At 67.1% G+C, this 15,569-nt stretch carries 16 protein-coding genes and 1 pseudogene; 7 read left to right on the top strand and 10 right to left on the bottom strand.

The genetic code is table 11. The features are described from left to right. Position 1 precedes the first annotated feature (1 nt). The 4 genes from HWX08_RS20225 (at position 2) to HWX08_RS20210 (ending at position 4,219) form a co-directional block, all read left to right on the top strand. On the top strand, positions 2-1,372 hold the full coding sequence (locus HWX08_RS20225) for an HlyD/EmrA/EmrK family protein (protein ID WP_244122744.1): 1,371 nt from the start codon (positions 2-4) through the stop codon (positions 1,370-1,372). After that, positions 1,369-2,907, top strand: a complete 1,539-nt coding sequence (locus HWX08_RS20220) for a DHA2 family efflux MFS transporter permease subunit (RefSeq protein ID WP_174921925.1) — start codon at positions 1,369-1,371, stop codon at positions 2,905-2,907. Before HWX08_RS20225 ends, HWX08_RS20220 begins: the two co-directional genes overlap by 4 nt. Positions 2,908-2,966: 59 nt before the next feature. Next, positions 2,967-3,398 (top strand): hypothetical protein, encoded by a 432-nt coding sequence (locus HWX08_RS20215; protein ID WP_174921926.1) that lies wholly within the window; start codon positions 2,967-2,969, stop codon positions 3,396-3,398. Between the two features lie 86 nt (positions 3,399-3,484). Then, the gene (locus tag HWX08_RS20210; RefSeq protein WP_084636018.1) at positions 3,485-4,219 is read left to right on the top strand and encodes an autoinducer binding domain-containing protein; all 735 of its coding nucleotides are present in this window, start codon (positions 3,485-3,487) and stop codon (positions 4,217-4,219) included. On the opposite strand, the gene HWX08_RS20205 is transcribed toward HWX08_RS20210, so the two are convergent. From HWX08_RS20205 to HWX08_RS20170, 8 genes and pseudogenes are all read right to left on the bottom strand, one after another. After that, positions 4,142-4,924: a glutamine amidotransferase gene (locus HWX08_RS20205; RefSeq protein ID WP_069256714.1), complete on the bottom strand. Its 783-nt coding sequence runs from the start codon at positions 4,922-4,924 to the stop codon at positions 4,142-4,144. The two genes, HWX08_RS20210 and HWX08_RS20205, sit on opposite strands and share 78 nt — an antisense overlap. A gap of 55 nt (positions 4,925-4,979) precedes the next feature. Continuing rightward, the gene (locus tag HWX08_RS20200) at positions 4,980-5,624 is read right to left on the bottom strand and encodes a glutathione S-transferase family protein (protein ID WP_174921927.1); all 645 of its coding nucleotides are present in this window, start codon (positions 5,622-5,624) and stop codon (positions 4,980-4,982) included. Further along, positions 5,618-6,799, bottom strand: coding sequence for a cystathionine beta-lyase (gene metC / locus HWX08_RS20195; RefSeq protein ID WP_174921973.1), 1,182 nt, complete (start codon positions 6,797-6,799; stop codon positions 5,618-5,620). Before metC ends, HWX08_RS20200 begins: the two co-directional genes overlap by 7 nt. A 59-nt stretch (positions 6,800-6,858) precedes the next feature. Next, the gene (locus HWX08_RS20190) at positions 6,859-7,512 is read right to left on the bottom strand and encodes a pyridoxine/pyridoxamine 5'-phosphate oxidase (protein WP_174921928.1); all 654 of its coding nucleotides are present in this window, start codon (positions 7,510-7,512) and stop codon (positions 6,859-6,861) included. A gap of 8 nt (positions 7,513-7,520) precedes the next feature. Continuing rightward, on the bottom strand, positions 7,521-8,423 hold the full coding sequence (locus HWX08_RS20185) for an HpcH/HpaI aldolase/citrate lyase family protein (RefSeq protein ID WP_174921929.1): 903 nt from the start codon (positions 8,421-8,423) through the stop codon (positions 7,521-7,523). A gap of 49 nt (positions 8,424-8,472) precedes the next feature. After that, positions 8,473-9,612 (bottom strand): acyl-CoA dehydrogenase family protein, encoded by a 1,140-nt coding sequence (locus HWX08_RS20180; RefSeq protein ID WP_174921930.1) that lies wholly within the window; start codon positions 9,610-9,612, stop codon positions 8,473-8,475. Between the two features lie 351 nt (positions 9,613-9,963). Beyond that, a pseudogene (locus HWX08_RS20175) lies at positions 9,964-10,449 on the bottom strand (helix-turn-helix domain-containing protein); the annotation flags it as partial. Positions 10,450-10,781: 332 nt separating this feature from the next. Further along, on the bottom strand, positions 10,782-11,267 hold the full coding sequence (locus HWX08_RS20170) for an aminoacyl-tRNA deacylase (protein ID WP_174921931.1): 486 nt from the start codon (positions 11,265-11,267) through the stop codon (positions 10,782-10,784). A gap of 436 nt (positions 11,268-11,703) precedes the next feature. Here HWX08_RS20170 and HWX08_RS20165 point away from each other — a divergent pair, with 436 nt between their 5' ends. Further along, positions 11,704-11,991: a YciI-like protein gene (locus HWX08_RS20165; RefSeq protein ID WP_069256732.1), complete on the top strand. Its 288-nt coding sequence runs from the start codon at positions 11,704-11,706 to the stop codon at positions 11,989-11,991. 40 nt (positions 11,992-12,031) lie between these two features. Here the strand turns inward: HWX08_RS20165 and corA are convergent, their stop codons facing one another. Further along, positions 12,032-13,009: a magnesium/cobalt transporter CorA gene (corA, locus tag HWX08_RS20160; RefSeq protein WP_069256733.1), complete on the bottom strand. Its 978-nt coding sequence runs from the start codon at positions 13,007-13,009 to the stop codon at positions 12,032-12,034. Positions 13,010-13,192: 183 nt separating this feature from the next. Between corA and cydX the strand changes: the two genes are divergently transcribed. Both cydX and HWX08_RS20150 read left to right on the top strand, forming a co-directional pair. Continuing rightward, complete coding sequence (gene cydX / locus HWX08_RS20155) at positions 13,193-13,339, top strand: cytochrome bd-I oxidase subunit CydX (RefSeq protein ID WP_174921932.1); 147 nt, start codon at positions 13,193-13,195, stop codon at positions 13,337-13,339. Further along, the gene (locus HWX08_RS20150) at positions 13,336-13,959 is read left to right on the top strand and encodes a P-loop nucleotide/nucleoside kinase family protein (RefSeq protein ID WP_174921933.1); all 624 of its coding nucleotides are present in this window, start codon (positions 13,336-13,338) and stop codon (positions 13,957-13,959) included. Before cydX ends, HWX08_RS20150 begins: the two co-directional genes overlap by 4 nt. A 96-nt stretch (positions 13,960-14,055) precedes the next feature. Here the strand turns inward: HWX08_RS20150 and HWX08_RS20145 are convergent, their stop codons facing one another. Continuing rightward, positions 14,056-15,156: a saccharopine dehydrogenase family protein gene (locus HWX08_RS20145; protein WP_069256736.1), complete on the bottom strand. Its 1,101-nt coding sequence runs from the start codon at positions 15,154-15,156 to the stop codon at positions 14,056-14,058. Between the last annotated feature and the right edge of the window lie 413 nt (positions 15,157-15,569).

Genomic DNA, 15,569 nt, shown 5'->3' with positions numbered 1-15,569 from the left:
CATGAGCAGCGACAACTCCTTGCAGACTCCCGCGCGGCCGGCCGCCGCCGATCCCGCCAGCGCCCGCCAGCAGCCGGCGGCCGACCACACCGCCGCGCCGCGCGCGCCGAGCGGGGCGGACGCCCGCACGCAACCAGCGCCGGGCGGTGTCGCACCCTCGGCGCCGCCACCGCCGCCCGCGCGGCGCAAGCACCTGGTGCGCGCGCTCATCGCCGCGTTCGTGTTCGGCATCGTCGGCTGGGGCATCTGGTACGTGCTCGTCGGACGCTGGTACGAATCCACCGACAACGCATACGCACAAGGCAACGTCGTCGAGCTGACGCCGCAGGTGACGGGCACCGTCGTGTCGATCGATGCGGACGACGGAGACCTCGTACGCGCCGGCACGCCGCTCGTCCGTCTCGATCCGAGCGACGCGCAGATCGCGCTCGCGACCGCCCAGGCCGATCTCGCGGCAACGGTGCGCAAGGTGCGCGGCCTGTACAGCAACGAACGCGGGCTGGCGAACAGCATCGACGGCGCACGCGCGGAACTCGACGCACGCCGCACCGCACTCGACAAGGCGAAAGCCGACTACGCCCGACGCGAGGATCTCGGCCGCTCCGGCGCGATTTCACGTGAAGAACTCGCGCATGCACGCGACACGCTGACATCCGCGCAAAGTGCGTACGCCGCCGCGCAGAGCGCGCTCGCGACCCTCAGCGAACAGCACCAGACGAGCAAGGCGCTGATCGACGACACCGCGGTCGCGTCGCACCCGGACGTGCAGGCCGCGGCCGAGCGACTGCGGGCCGCCTACCTCGCGCATGCACGCACCGACGTCGTCACGCCCGTCACCGGCTACGTCGCGAAGCGGACGGTGCAGGTCGGGCAACGTGTGTCGCCCGGCGTGCCGCTGCTCGCGGTCGTGCCGCTGCGCGAGCTGTGGGTCGATGCGAACTTCACCGAGAAACAGCTCGAACACATGCGTATCGGGCAGCCGGTCGAACTGACCGCCGACGTGTACGGTGACGGCGTGCGCTATACGGGCCGCGTGCAGAGTCTCGGCGTCGGCACCGGTAGCGCGTTCTCGCTGCTGCCCGCGCAGAACGCAACGGGCAACTGGATCAAGATCGTGCAGCGGCTGCCGGTCCGCATCGAACTGACGGAGCCGGCGCAGCTCGATGCGCATCCGCTGCGCATCGGCCTGTCGATGCACGCGCGGGTCGACCAGCACGACCGCAGCGGCGCGATGCTGTCGCGTCACGAACAGCGCGCGCCGGTATTTCGCACCGACGTGTACCGCGACGAGCTCGCGCGAGCCGACAGCCTGATCGCCGATGTAATCCATGCGAACCTGCCGGCGACGGTGCGTACGGAGGCGGTGCGATGAGCGGCCCGATGGCGGCCGCCGACAGCGGCTTTCGTCCGTCGAGCGTCGGGCTGACCACCTTCGGCCTCGCGCTCGCGGTCTTCATGCAGGTACTCGACGGCACCGTCGCGAACGTATCGCTGCCGACGATCGCCGGCAACTTCGGCGTGAGCACGACGCAAAGCGCATGGGTCGTCACGACGTTCTCGGTCAGCAATGCGATCGCGTTGCCGCTGACCGGGTTTCTCGTCAAGCGCGTCGGGCAGGTACGGCTGTTCGTCTGGGCGACGCTCGCGTTCACATTCGCGTCGCTGTTGTGCGGCCTCGCGCAGAACCTGCCGCAGCTCGTCGCGTTCCGCGCGCTGCAGGGCCTGGTGGCCGGGCCGATGATCCCGACCACGCAGGCGCTGATGCTGTCGATCTACCCGCCGCAGCGGCGCGGCTTTGCGTTGTCGATGATCGCGATGGTCACCGTCGTCGCGCCGATCGCGGGGCCCGTGTTCGGCGGCTGGGTCACCGAGCATTACTCGTGGCGCTGGGCGTTCCTGATCAACCTGCCGATCGGCGTGTTCGCGGCGATGTGCGTGTTCGCGCAGATGCGTGCGCGCGTCGAGACGACGGTGGCCGCGCGCGTCGACTATGTCGGCCTCGCCGCGCTGATCGTCGGCGTCGGCGCGCTGCAGATCGTGCTCGACAAGGGCAACGAGGCCGACTGGTTCAACTCGACGTTCATCGTCGTGATGTCGGTGGTCGCCGCGTTCGGCATCGCGCTGTTCCTGATCTGGGAGCTCAACGAGCCCAATCCGATCGTGAACCTGCGGCTCTTCGCGCATCGCAACTTCGCAGCGGGCACGCTGACGCTCGTACTCGCGTATTCGGCGTTCTTCGCGGTCAACGTGATCGTGCCGCAGTGGCTGCAGCGCACTCTCGGCTACACGGCGTTCTGGGCCGGCCTCGCCGTCGCGCCGATGGGCGTGATCCCGGTGCTGATGACGCCGTTCATGGGCAAGTACGCGCCGCGCTTCAACATGCGCGTGCTCGTGTGCTGCGCGTTCGCGATTCTCGGCACGTCGTCGTTCCTGCGTGCGGGCTTCGTGCCCGACATCGACTTCGCGCACATCGCGCTGATCCAGCTGTTGCAGGGCCTCGGTCTCGCGCTGTTCATCATGCCGATCAACAGCATCCTGCTGTCCGACCTGAAGCCGGACGAGATCGCCGCCGGTTCCGGCCTGTCGACGTTCCTGCGCACGCTCGGCGCGAGCTTCGCGGTGTCGATCACATCGTTCCTGTGGGACCGCCGCGCGATCCTGCACCACGCACAGCTGAGCGAGCACGTGAGCGCGTTCGACCCGGCCGTGCGGGCCGAAGTCGCCCGCCTCGGCGGCGGCGATCCGCAACGCGCGGCGACGCTGCTCGGCAACCTGGTCGACGCGCAGGCGTACCAGATCTCGTTCAACGACGTTTCGTTCGCGCTCGGCTGCGTGTATCTCGCCGTGATCGCGGTGGTCTGGCTCGCCCGTCCGCCGTTCGGCCCCGGCGCCGCCGCGAAACGATGAAGCGGGCGCTGCGCGGCCCGTTCCGACCCATGCTGTTCAATTCGATGGAGACTGACCCGATGCCTATCCACCACGCCGGCGCCATGCCGCCCGACCTGACCATGCTCGCCGTATTCGACGTCACGGAATTTCCGCTCGTCGTCGTGCGCAACGACGCGATCGCATCCGCCGGCTACGCGCAGCGCTGGCTCCACGACATGCACGCGCTGATGCGGCACGGCGAGCCGTTTGTCATGATCTTTCCGCCGGCCCGCCCGGACGAAGCGCACGACGACCGCAAGGAGCGCGGCATGTGGCTCAAGCGGAACCGCGCCGCGCTCGCCGCGGTCTGCCGCGCGCTCATCACGATCGAACCGGACCCGGCCGAGCGCGAAGCAGCCCTCGCGAACGCGTCCGGCATCGAAAAGGCGTTCGGCATTCCGTTCGACGTGACGGCTTCGTTCGACGACGCGAAGCAGGCGGGCCGGCGACGTCTGACCGAGGCGGTCTAGCGCGGCCCGTTCGCGCGCAACGTCTCGAACCGATTGCGCAAGTCCGCCTGAGTGCAGATTCCAACTAAACGAACGGGGTGGCTTGTATGAATGGACTGGATTGTCTGAAATGGTTGGTACCCGGCGACACGGACGCGTCATGGCAGAGAATGACCGACGCCGCCGCCGGAATGGGATTCGACAAGATCGTGCTGATCGTGTTGCCGTTTGCCGGTGCGTCGTTCGATCTCGCGCGCAAGTGGAGCAGCGGCGTGCCCGGCTGGACGGCGCTTTACCGGCAGCGTCAATTCGACCGTGTCGACCCGATGCTGCGGCATTGCTTCCGCTCGGCACTGCCGCTCGTCTGGGACGATGCGCTGTTCGCGCGGCCGGAGCAGCGGCCGTGTTACGAAGCGGCGGCCGCGTACGGCATGCGCAGCGGCGTCGTGCTGCCGGTGCGCGGTGCGAAGGGCGAGGTCGGCATGCTGTTGTGCGCGTGTACGGACGAGCTCGCCGCCACGCGCGAGCACTGCGACCGCCATCTCGCGGCGCTGACGCTGCTGCGCGACGTCGCGTGCGAAGCGATCGCCGGCACGCGCTGCCATGCACCGCCCGACAGCGTGCCGCGGCTCAGCCGGCGGGAAGTCGAATGCCTGCGCTGGCATGCGGCCGGCAAAACGTCGTGGGAAATCGGCCACATCCTGAACGTGACCGAGTCGTGCATCAATTTCCACTTCATGAACATCCGCCGCAAGTTCAACGTGTCACGTCGGCATGAGGCCGTGCTGCGGGCGGTCGAGTGGGGGCTGATCAGCATCTCCGACGTGACCGTGCTCAACTGACGCCGGCGCATCGGCGAGCCAGCGGTCGAGAAACGCGCTGAGCCACGCGGCCGTCGCGCGGTCGTGCCGCCGGCCTTCGCTTGCCTGCGTCGCGAGATCCTGCGCACCGGGAGCCGACAGCTTGTGCGCGGCGGCCGTGCTCCAGCGCCGCATCATCGGATAGCTCACTTCCGGATGGAATTGCACGCCGTACGCGTGCGGCCCGTAGCGCACGGCCTGGTTCTCGAAGTGCTCGCCGGTCGCGAGAATCTCGAGCCCGGCAACGCGCTCGAAGCCCTCGCGATGCCACTGGTACACGTGCGACGGCCACGATCCGAGCCGCCGGCCGGCGGGCGTCGCGGCGATCGGCCAATAGCCGATTTCCGCGCGCCCGTCCCGATGCGTGTTCACGCGGCCGCCCAGGTGGCGGATCATCATCTGCGCACCGAGACACACGCCGAGAAAAGGCACGGCCTCGCGCAGCGGCACGCCGATCCAGTCGATTTCATCCTGAATCCAGCGATCGCCGTCGTTCGCGCTCATCGGGCCGCCGAACACCACGGCGCCCGCATGGTCGGCCAGTGTCGCCGGCAGCGGATCGCCGAGCGGCGGGCGGCGAATGTCGAGCGGATGGCCGCGGGCGGCAAGCAGCCGGCCGATCCGGCCGGGGCTCGATTGTTCGCGATGCAGGACGATCAGGATCGGACGAAGGGCAGTGTGCGTCATGACGTGTCGAGAGGGTCGTGAGTGCGTGAGGTCGGGAAAGCCGTCACGCGGGCAGTCAGCCCGGCTGGCCGCGCAACGCGTCGAACGACACCATCACCTGTTCGCGATAGGCGGGCCGTCGGCACAGACGGGCGTACCAGGCCTCGACGTGCGGCAACGGCGGCCGCTCGACGTCGAGCGAGAAATAGCGGAACAGCGTCGCGCCGGCCGGGATGTCGGCCAGGCCCGGCGTCGCACCGCCAAGGAACGGCTGGGTCGACAGCAAGCGGTCGAGCAGCTTGAAATGCGTCGCGCTGCGCGCGGCCTTGTCGCGCACGAGCGCATCGTCGCGCCGCTCGGGCGGCGTTCGCACGAGCGCCCAGAACAGCCCGGTCATCACGTCGGGTTCGAGCGCGGTCTGCGACCAGTCCATCCAGCGCTCCGCGCGCGAACGGGCGAATGCGTCGCGGCACCAGAACGGATTGTTCGGTACGCGTGCGGCCAGATAGCGCAGGATCGTGTGCGACTCCCACACGACGTCGCCATCCCAGTCGATCACCGGAATCCGGCAGGTCGGATTCAGCGCCGCGAACGCGGGCGTCTGCAGCGAGCCGTGTTCACCGCCTGCCGCGATGTGCCGGTAAGGCACGCCCAGCTCGCCGATCAGCCATAGCACCTTCTGCACGTTGAACGACGTGCGACGGCCCCAGACGGTCAGCATCGCGCGGCATCCTCGCAGGCGGCCTGCCGTGCGCACGCCGCGTAGCGATCGAGACCGGCCGCGAGATCGGCGATCAGGTCGTCCGGGTCCTCGAGGCCGATGTGCAGGCGCACGCCACGGCTGCCGGCCGGCCAGCGCGCTGCGAGGCCATGCTCATCCAGCTCGAACGGCAGTGCGAGGCTCTCGTAGCCGCCCCATGAATAGCCGAGCCCGAACAGCGCGAGGTGGTCGAGAAACGCTTCGATCGCATGCGACGGCGCCGGCTGTAGCACGATCGAGAACAGCCCCGACGCGCCACGAAAATCGCGGCGCCACAACGCGTGTCCGTCGTCGCCGGGCAGGGCCGGGTACAGCACGCGCTGCACTTCGGCGCGCGTCGCGAGCCAGGTCGCGACCGCTAGCGCATTGCGCTGGTGCTGACGCAGCCGCACGCCGAGCGTGCGCAACCCGCGCAGCGCGAGATAGACGTCGTCGGGGCCGGCGCACAGTCCGAGATCGCCATGAAGCTGCTTCAACGCAGGCCATGCGCGTTCGTTGCCCGACACGGTGCCGAGCATCGCGTCGGCATGCCCGACCAGATACTTGGTGCCGGACTGGATCGACAGGTCGATGCCGAACGCATGCGGCTGAAAGAAAAGCGGCGAAGCCCAGCTGTTGTCGGCAATGACGAGCGCACCGTGCGCGTGGGCGAGCTGGACGAGCGCCGGGATATCGTGCATCTCGAACGTATAGGAACCCGGCACTTCGATGTACAGCGCGCGCGTGTTCGGACGGAACGCGGTCGCGACCGACGTGATGTCGTCGTACCAGGTCGTCTCGACGCCGAGCCGCGCGAGCACGCCTTCGCACGCATGGCGCGCCGGGCCGTACACCGATGCGGTCATCAGCAGGTGATCTCCCGGCTTCAGGCACGACAGCAGCGCGAGCGTGCACGCGGACAGACCCGATGGACACAGCACCGTACCGGCGCCGCCTTCGAGGCTCGTCACCGCGCGCTCGAGCGCCTCGCTCGTCGGCGTGCCGCGGCGGCCGTAGATATACGGCTGCGTGCGGTTCAGCAGATCGTATACGGTCGGACTGAGCACGGTCGACGCGTGGTAGACGGGCGGATTGACGAAACCGTACCAGGACGCGCTGTCGCGGCCCGCGTGCATGAGCAGCGTGTCTTCGTGCATCCGGTCGTGGATTCGGTCATGCGGCGTGCCGCCCGGTTGCGACGGGGGTGCGTCGAACTTCAAGGCCATAGCGCGCACCTCTCCCAGTGCTGACCGGCACGGCGGTACGCCTGCCGCGCGAAGCGGCGCGCGCTGTCGGCGCGCCAGAATTCGACTTCGTCCGGCGCGAGCGCGTACAGGTGCCAGTCGTCCGACACAAGCGCGGGATCGGCCGCCAGCCGCTCGAGCTGTGCGTCGATCGCACGCGTCAGGTCGTCGGGATCGTCGAGCCGTTCGCTTTGCCGTCCGGCCAGGATGCTCGCGCGCGAACGCTCGGGACGACCCGCAAAATCGGCGCGGCCTTCGGCGGCCGGCAGCCGTTCGACCGGGCCGCTCAAGCGCACCTGACTCGCGATCGCCGGCCAATAGAACGTCAGCGCGGCGAACGGCCGGTTGTCGATCTGACGTCCCTTGGGGCTGCGCGTGCTCGCCGCAAAATGCCAGCCGCGCGCGTCGACGTTCAGCAGTACGACGGAGCGCGCATCGGGCCGTCCGTCCGGGCGGACCGTCGACAGCGTCATCACCTGCGGTTCGACGGCGCCCGCGGCAACGGCCTCGTCGAACCAGTGTTCGAACTGCGCTTGCGGCGTGTCGGGCCAGTTACCGGCCTGAACGTGCGGCGCCGCATGCGCGAGGGTTTTCAGCGCCTTCAGGCGCGTGGCGATCGTATCCATGGCGGGCCTCATGCAATGCCGAATTGCGTCGCGCGGGCGATCAGCCGATGCGCGGCAAGATAATCGGGGACTTCCGCGAGGAAACCGTCGACCACGGCCGCGGCGACACGGCGGCCGCCGGACTCCCGCCGTGCGGTGTCGAACGCGTCGATCACGCGGCGGGCGAGGGCGACTTCGTCGGCCGTCGGCGTGAGCACGCCATTGACGACCGGCACGAACTGTCCGTTGACGATCGCCTTGGCCTGATATCCGAGGCCACGCGACACGCGCATGTCGAGTTCCGCGCCTTCGTTGTCGGCATAGCTGTACGGGCAATCGATCGCGGTGACGCCGACCGCCGCGCATTCGACACGAAAGCGCGAGCGCACATAATCGAGCTCGCGCCCCGCACGGGTGCGCTCCGCGCACATGTCGGCCACCATGTCCTCGGTCGCGACGAGTACCGCCGACACGCGCGGGCTCGAACGTGCGATCGCCATCGTGTTCACGAGCCCGAGCGTCGTCTCGATGTTCGGCACCAGTTCCGTCGAGCCGGGGGCGATATCGTATTCACGCTCAAAACGCGTGACGGCTTCGTCGAGCGCGACGACCTGCTCGGGCGTCGCCACGTACGACATCATCACGATGTCCGGCCGGCCGCGCATCGCGGCGCGCAGGTCGTCGATGCCGCCCGCATCGAGCGGATTCACGCGCACCGACGCGAGGATGCCGGCATCGCGCCAGCCCGCGAGCACGCGCTCGCTGAGTTCGCGCGCGGCGGGGCGCCGGTCGGGCGGCGTGAAGGTTTCGAGTTCCTGGATCAGTACGTCCGCGCCGCTCGCGGCGCCGGCGACGAGTGCATCGTGATCGGCGCCGGCGAGAAACAGCCAGGAGCGGCGCAGGCGGGAAGGACGTCGGTGGGTCGTTGTCATGCGTGGTTTCCTGTAGGGCGTGTGATACGCATATCGATGGCGCACGCGCTCAGCCGGCGCGCATCATCTGGTTGAAGATGTTCTTGCGATGCATTTCCTCGGTGCCGCCGACGCTCATGAAGCCCAGCGCGTCCGACGCGAACGCGGCCACCGGGCCGGCCTGGTAGCCGAGGCTGCCGTACAGCCGCACGAGGCCGAGCGCGCTGTCGACGAGATCCTGCGCGCCGACCAGTTTCGCGATCGAGCAGGTCATCAGCGCTTGCGGGTGGTCCGTCAGCAACTGCGCGAGCGCGCCGCGCGCGAGCCACGTGCCGCGCTCGATGCCGATCTGCAGGTCGACCAGGCGGCGCTGCACGTACTGGTGCGCGTCGATCGTGCTGTCGAAGCTGCGCCGCTCGCGGCAGTAGCCGATCGCGTCGCGCAGATACGGCGCCGTCACCTGCGCGGCGACGAGCCCGTAGTAGAGGCGGCCGAGAGAAATGATGTCGATCAGGTTGCCGAGCCCGGCGCCCGGTTCGCCCAGCAACTGGCCACGCGCGATCGGGCAGTCGTCGAAATGCAGTGCGCCGGTGGGCAGATCGTCGAGGCCGAGCTTGCGGTCGGGTTCGGCGACGGTCATGCCCGGCTGGTCGCGATCGACGATCACGAGCGCGGTGTTGCGCCGGCCGGGCGTTTCGATGCGCGTGACGACGAGGATGAAGCGCGCAAGCGGCGCGTGCGCGATGTTGAATTTGCTGCCGGTCAGCCGGTAGCCGTCGTCATGTGCGACCAGCTTCGTCGCGATGCTGCGCACGTCGGTGCCGGTGCCCGGCTCGGCGATCGCCGTCGCGCTCAGCTCGCCGCGCAGGATCGCGCCGAAGTAGCGATCCTGCTGCATCGGCGTGCCGTAGCGTTCGAGCGCGCGCACCATGCCGGCCTGCGCGATCACCGACAGCAACAGCGCCGGGCGGCGGATCGACGATGCGAGCCCTTCGAGCGCCGCGGAAAAGTGCCACCAGCCGTAACCGTCGCCGCCGTATGTTTCCGGGACGATCATGTCCCACAGTCCTTCCTGGCCGAGCCGGGCCCAGCCGGCTTCATCGAATCCTGCAGGCGCGCGCGCGTCGCGCTGCGCGGCGGCGATCTCCGCGCCGATGTCGCGAAAGCGCGCGAGCGTCGCATGCTGTTCCTGCGTCCAGTCGAATGGCATCTGTCGTGTCTCCGGTCGAAGCGGCGCAGCCTCGAACGGCGCGCCAGCGATGCCGACAAGAGTACGGGCGCACGAACGGCGGAGGTACTGGCAGTAGTGGTAGTTGCCGCGTGAGGCGGCGAGGCGAGGGCGGGTGGGGTGATGGCGGATCGTCGCGGCGTGCGGACGGGTGCACGCATTCAGGCAGTCAAGGGAACTGGAGGCGACGTTCGTGGCGAATCGGCAGGTCGTGCGGGATGCGCGTCATCGAGGCAAATCGTTCGTGACGTCTCGCCGGGGTCGCGCTTCGGTACAGCGGCATATGCTCGACCTCGGCATCGCATTTCATCCTGTGTTGCGGACGATGTCGAATGGCGCCCGCTCCTCGAACCATCGATGATCGCTGCCGTCGATCTGGATCAGTTCACCCAGGCATGCCCGGCGCGCTCGCGGTTGGTAGATCTTCGGCGGTCGTTGCCGGCGCGGAATCCAGAGCCCGGCGTCCGTCATCAGCTTCCTGACCGTTTCCTTGGCCAGCCGAATGCCGTGACACTCCCAGAGCTTCTCGCAGGCCAGTGTCGGTCCGAAATCGGCGTAGCGATCTCGGATGATCGACAGGGCCCGGTCGGCGGCTCCTGGATCCAGACGACGGTTGCCGGGCTTCGCTCGATGTCCCGACACCAATCCCGCCGGGCCGTGCTCACGCAGCCGGGCGACCAGCCGCCGGATCTGCCGTGTCGTCAACTCCAGCCGTTCGGCCGCACGCCACGGCTTGAGCTTCCCGTCGGCTACGTCCTGAATGACCTTGAACCTGTCCAGCTCGCGCATCGTCATCGTGATCCGCTCCGTAGCAGCCATCGCAGCCTCCGGCGCCGGACACCCGGTGGCCGGACAGCTTCCGTGGCCCGTTAGCGGACATTTCTATGTAGCCAAAAGCGGACATTTCAATCTAGCCACTACAACACAAATAACTGATAATGTTGATTATGTAAAATTAGATATTTGCCATTCCAGACAGCCCCAAGTCCTGCCGCAACCTCTTCGCCATCGTCGACAACCCCGTCCGTCCGCGCACGACTTGCGGCGCGACCGTCGCCACAGCCCGATTCAAAATGGCTAGCTTGTCGCCGGCGTGCGCGCCCGAACGCCGCGACCTCGGCAGCACCGGCTCCAAGTATCAAGCGCGTCACTCAGGAATGCATGCCCTGCATCTTGTGCGAGAAATGCGCGCGTTCGGCGGCCTCCATCAACGCCAGGAATTCATCCTGCATCATGTGAATCAGCGCTTCGTGGTCGCCTGCCTCGAAATACACTTCCGGCTGCTGCGCGAGGCGCTCCTCGAGAAAAGTCTTCATCCCGTACGCCATGCAGACCGGCGGCAACGCGCCCATGTCGCAATCCTTGAACAGTTCGCGCAGTTCGACCTCCCGGGCGAGCACGAGATGGCGCCCCGTCTTCACCCAGAGATCCGACAGGCGCACGGCATACGTGCTCGGCAATACGGCGGCGACATAGCCTTCGCCGTCTTCGAGGAGCACGGTTTTCGCGAGCCGATCGCCGGGAATGTGCGCGGCGGCGGCCGTCTCCATGCTCGTATGACTATAGGGGTGGTACACCACTTCGTACCGCGATGACTTCTGGCGCAGGCAATCCTGCAGGGTGGCTGACACTGGCATGGCACACCTCGTCTGGGCGAATCGGGCGAACGGAGTTCGCTCCGGATTCGTTCAGCATAGGTCGCATTTCCGGCCAATGGAAACGCCCTCGCGAGGCGGCCGGTGTCGCCCCCTTTCTGTCCAGTCGAATGGCCATCGCCGCCGCAGAAATCCGGATCCGGAACGCACGTGGCAGCCCCTTTTTCTATAGACCGATCGAAGCAATGTGTTCACCGGCGCGAATGCGCGGATCAACGCGACGACGTTGAAGCACTAGACCGTTAGTTGCATTTTCCCGATAGGAACCGGCGAAACCAGGCCATACATTTTCGATCCGCGGCAACACTCGGCGGCCCGTCGGCGTGCCACGCAAACCGCGCTGCCAACGGCCACCGGGTGACCTATACTGAGCCGGCCGCCTGCCATTCGGCGGCCGCAACCGACGCCTGGAGCCACCATGCATTACCAGTTGATCTACGAACTCGTCGACGACTACCTGACCCGTCGCGAACCGTTTCGCGCCCAGCATCTCGCACTGGCACAGGCCGCGACGGAGCGCGGCGAACTCGTGCTCGCGGGTGCGCTGTCGGACCCCGCCGACCAGGCCGTGCTCGTGTTCGAAGGCGATTCGCCGGAGGCCGCCGAATCGTTCGCGCGTGCCGATCCGTACGTCCAGAACGGCCTCGTGAAATCATGGCGCGTGCGGCCGTGGCGCGTCGTGATCGGCAAGCACGCACCGCGCTAGCGGCCCGACTCGCCGCTCGCCCGCTTGCCGCGGACGGCGGCTACAGCCACCCTGCCCGCTTGAAGCGCCACCACAGCCCGAGATCGGCCGCGAGCATCACGGCGATGCAGCCGTAGAAACCGTATTTCAGGTGCAGCTCGGGCATGTTCGCGAAGTTCATCCCGTAGATGCCGGCGATCATCGTCGGAATCGCGAACAACGCGGCAAACGAGCCGAGCCGCTTGGTCACCTCGTTCTCGGCGAGCGAGATCATCCCGAGGTTGACCTGGATCGCCGTCACGACCATCTCGCGCCGCCCTTCGATCGTCTTCACGATCCGCTGCAGATGGTCGTACACGTCGCGGAAGTAATGCTCCATCCCGCTGCATATCTGCGGGATGCGTCCGCCGGTGAGCTTCGCGAGCGGCTCGATCAGCGGCGCCGTATGCTGGTACAGCAGCACGAGCCGGCGCTTCAGCGAATAGAGATCCTCGATGATCACGCGCGACGACGCGGGCGTGGCCTTCGCGAAGATGCGATCCTCGAGCTCCTCGAGCTCGGTGCCGAGCGTTTCGAGAATCGGGAAATAGCGGTCGACGACCTGGTCCATCAGCGCGTAGAACACGAACGCCGAACCTTCCTGCAACAGATGGGGCTCGCGCTCGCAGCGCTTGCGCACTTCGCGGAAATCCTGCTCGGTATGGTTGCGGATCGACAGCACGTAGTTCGGGCCGACGAACACGTTCAGCTCGCCCACCTTGAATTCGCCGTCGTCGTCGAGCTCGACCGTATGCAGCACCGCGAACAGCGAATCGCCGTACTCCTCGATCTTCGGCCGCTGGTGCCCCTTGCGGGCATCTTCGAGCGCCAGCTCGTGCAGCCCGAACTCCTCGCCCATCAGGTCGATTTCCTCGGGTGTCGGATCCTTCAGCGCGACCCACACGAAGCATTCGGGCTTCGACACGTACTCGCTGATGGCGTCGATTTCGATGTCGGCCAGCTTGCGGCCGTCCTGGTATGCAGCACAGTTGATCAGCATGTTGTCAGTGACTTGACGTTGCGGTTTTCGCATCAGTTTACCGGTTTGCTGCGCAGGCGGCCCGGCTTGCGTGGCACGGCGATATTGGTCATGATCGGGCTGCGTGCGCCGCAGCATGCGCACCGGGCACTTCGGTACACACGCCGCACGGCCGTGCGGCCCAACCGTCAAGGAGACAGACCCATGTGGTATTTCTCGTGGATACTCGGCATCGGCGTGGCGCTCGGCTTCGGCATCATCAACGCGATGTGGCTGGAAGCGGAAGTCTTCTCGCGCGGCGACAAGCGCAACGGCGCGTCGCCCCCGCGGCCGGGAGGCAAGGTTTCGTGACGCACCTGGTGTTCTTCTGCGGTCACGCCGGCACCGGCAAGACCACCCTCGCGAAGCGGCTCATCGGGCCACTGATGCGCGCGACCGGCGAAGCCTTCTGCCTGCTCGACAAGGACACGCTGTACGGCCGCTACAGCTCGGCCGCGATGGGCGCGCTCACCGAGGATCCGAACGACCGCGACAGCCCGCTCTACCTGAAGCACCTGCGCGATCCGGAATACCAGGGCCTGCTCGACACGGCCCGTGAAAATCTCGCGCTCGGCATCGGCGCGCTCGTCGTCGGACCGCTGTCGCGCGAAGTGCGCGATCGCCGCATTCTCGACCGCGCGTGGCTCGGCATCGCACCCGACGTCACGCTGACGGTCGTCTGGGTCCATACGTCGGAAGACGTCGCGCACCAGCGCATCGTCGCGCGCGGCAACCCGAACGATGCATACAAGCTCACGCACTGGGACGAATACCGGCAGCGCCGCTTCGTGCCGACCGGCCACGAATGCGAAGGCATCGTGATGTTCGACAACACCGCGCCGTCCGACGCCGACGTCGATGCGCTGCTGCACCGCATCGCGCCGCCTCCGCCTCCGCCGGCGACGACGCTCGTCCCGCCGCTGCCGGCCTGACCGCCCCCGCTTCTCCGCCTCGCACAAAAAACAACGCCGGAAGCGCTGCTGCGCTCCCGGCGTCGTACGGCCCTCGTGCCTGAAACCGGCGGGTGGTCAGGCCACCGCGTGCATGCGCTCCATCGTGCCGCCTTCGTACAGCTTGCCGAAGCGGTTCGACAGGAACGCCTTCAGCGACACCTTTTCCTGCGGGATGAAACCGCTCTGCGGCAGCTTCTTTTCGCGGAACAGATCCAGCACCGCGCACATCGCGCCGGCCGTCGTGATCTGGATCGCGCTCATGTGCATCCCGCACACGTCCTTCGCGAAGATCTTGCGCGTGAACACGTCCTGCACGAGCTGGCCGTCCTTCACGCCCGTCACCGTGATGAACACCAGCACGACGTCCTGCTTCGTCGACGGCACCGCGCGGCGCATGATCGATTTCAGCGTATCGCGGTCGGTCGACAGGCGCAGGTCTTCGAGCAGGAACTGCACGAGATCGCGGTGGCCCGGATAGCGCACCGACTTGTAGTCGAGCGTCTCGACCTTGCCCGACAGCGTCTCGCACAGCGTGCCGAGGCCGCCCGACGTGTTGAACGCTTCGTATTCGGTGCCGTCGAGCGAGAAGTGCTCGAGGCCCTCGAGCGGCTGCACCCACTGCTTGCGGCCGTCGCGGATCGCTTCGCACGGCTGGCAGTATTCGTTGATCAGGCCGTCGACGCTCCACGTCAAGTTGTACTTCAGCGCGTTGGTCGGATACTCGGGCAGCGCGCCGACGCGCATCTTCACGTCGCGCACTTCGCTGAAGCCGTTCACCAGTTCGTGCGCGGCGAGACCGATGAAGCCCGGCGCGAGGCCGCACTGCGGCATGAACGCACGGTCGGAGCCTTCGGCCAGTTCGCGGATCGCATGGGTCGCGCGCACGTCTTCGGTCAGGTCGAAGTAGTGAACGCCGGCAGCCTTCGCGGCGGCGGCGACGTTCACGGCGAGGTAGTAAGGCAGCGCGTTGACAAGCGCATCGAAGCCCTTCACTGCTTCGCGAATCGCGTTGGCGTCGGCCGAATCGACCCGCTGCGTCGCGATGCCTTCGCGCGACAGCTTCGCGAGCGCATCGGCATCGCGGTCGAACGCGACGACTTCGTAGTCGCCCGTTTCACGCAGCATGTGAGCAATGGTGTGGCCGATCAGACCTGCGCCGACGATGGCGATTTTCATGCGCTTATCTCCTGATGATGGGTTCGATGTTGTGGACGGCGTTGAGCCATGAACACAGTTTAGGGACGCGCAAAATCAGTTCCAAGACGAAGAATGATGCGAAACGACCGATAAATTCGACGTTATGACGATACATTTGGTCGAAACGACAATTTCATCCAAAAATCGCGTAAAAGCGCTGTCGCAAACCGGCCGTTGGCGGTGGCGCGTTGCTACGACGAAGACGGGGACGCACGGCATGGCTCCCGACACACGAACTGCACATGCGTCACGTGCTACACGCCGGTCGAAGCCGAATACGGAAAGGAGAGTCGGGAGAGTGACGAGCGAAGTGCGCGGAAGGATGGCGACGGGCACTCATGCCGATCATGAGGTACAGCGAATGCCGAAACGAATGCGTGCGGGCGTCTACC

Origin of the sequence: Burkholderia metallica, assembly GCF_902832845.1 — a bacterium.
GTDB classification, from domain to species: domain Bacteria; phylum Pseudomonadota; class Gammaproteobacteria; order Burkholderiales; family Burkholderiaceae; genus Burkholderia; species Burkholderia metallica.
This window is presented reverse-complemented; position numbering and strand designations above follow the sequence as displayed.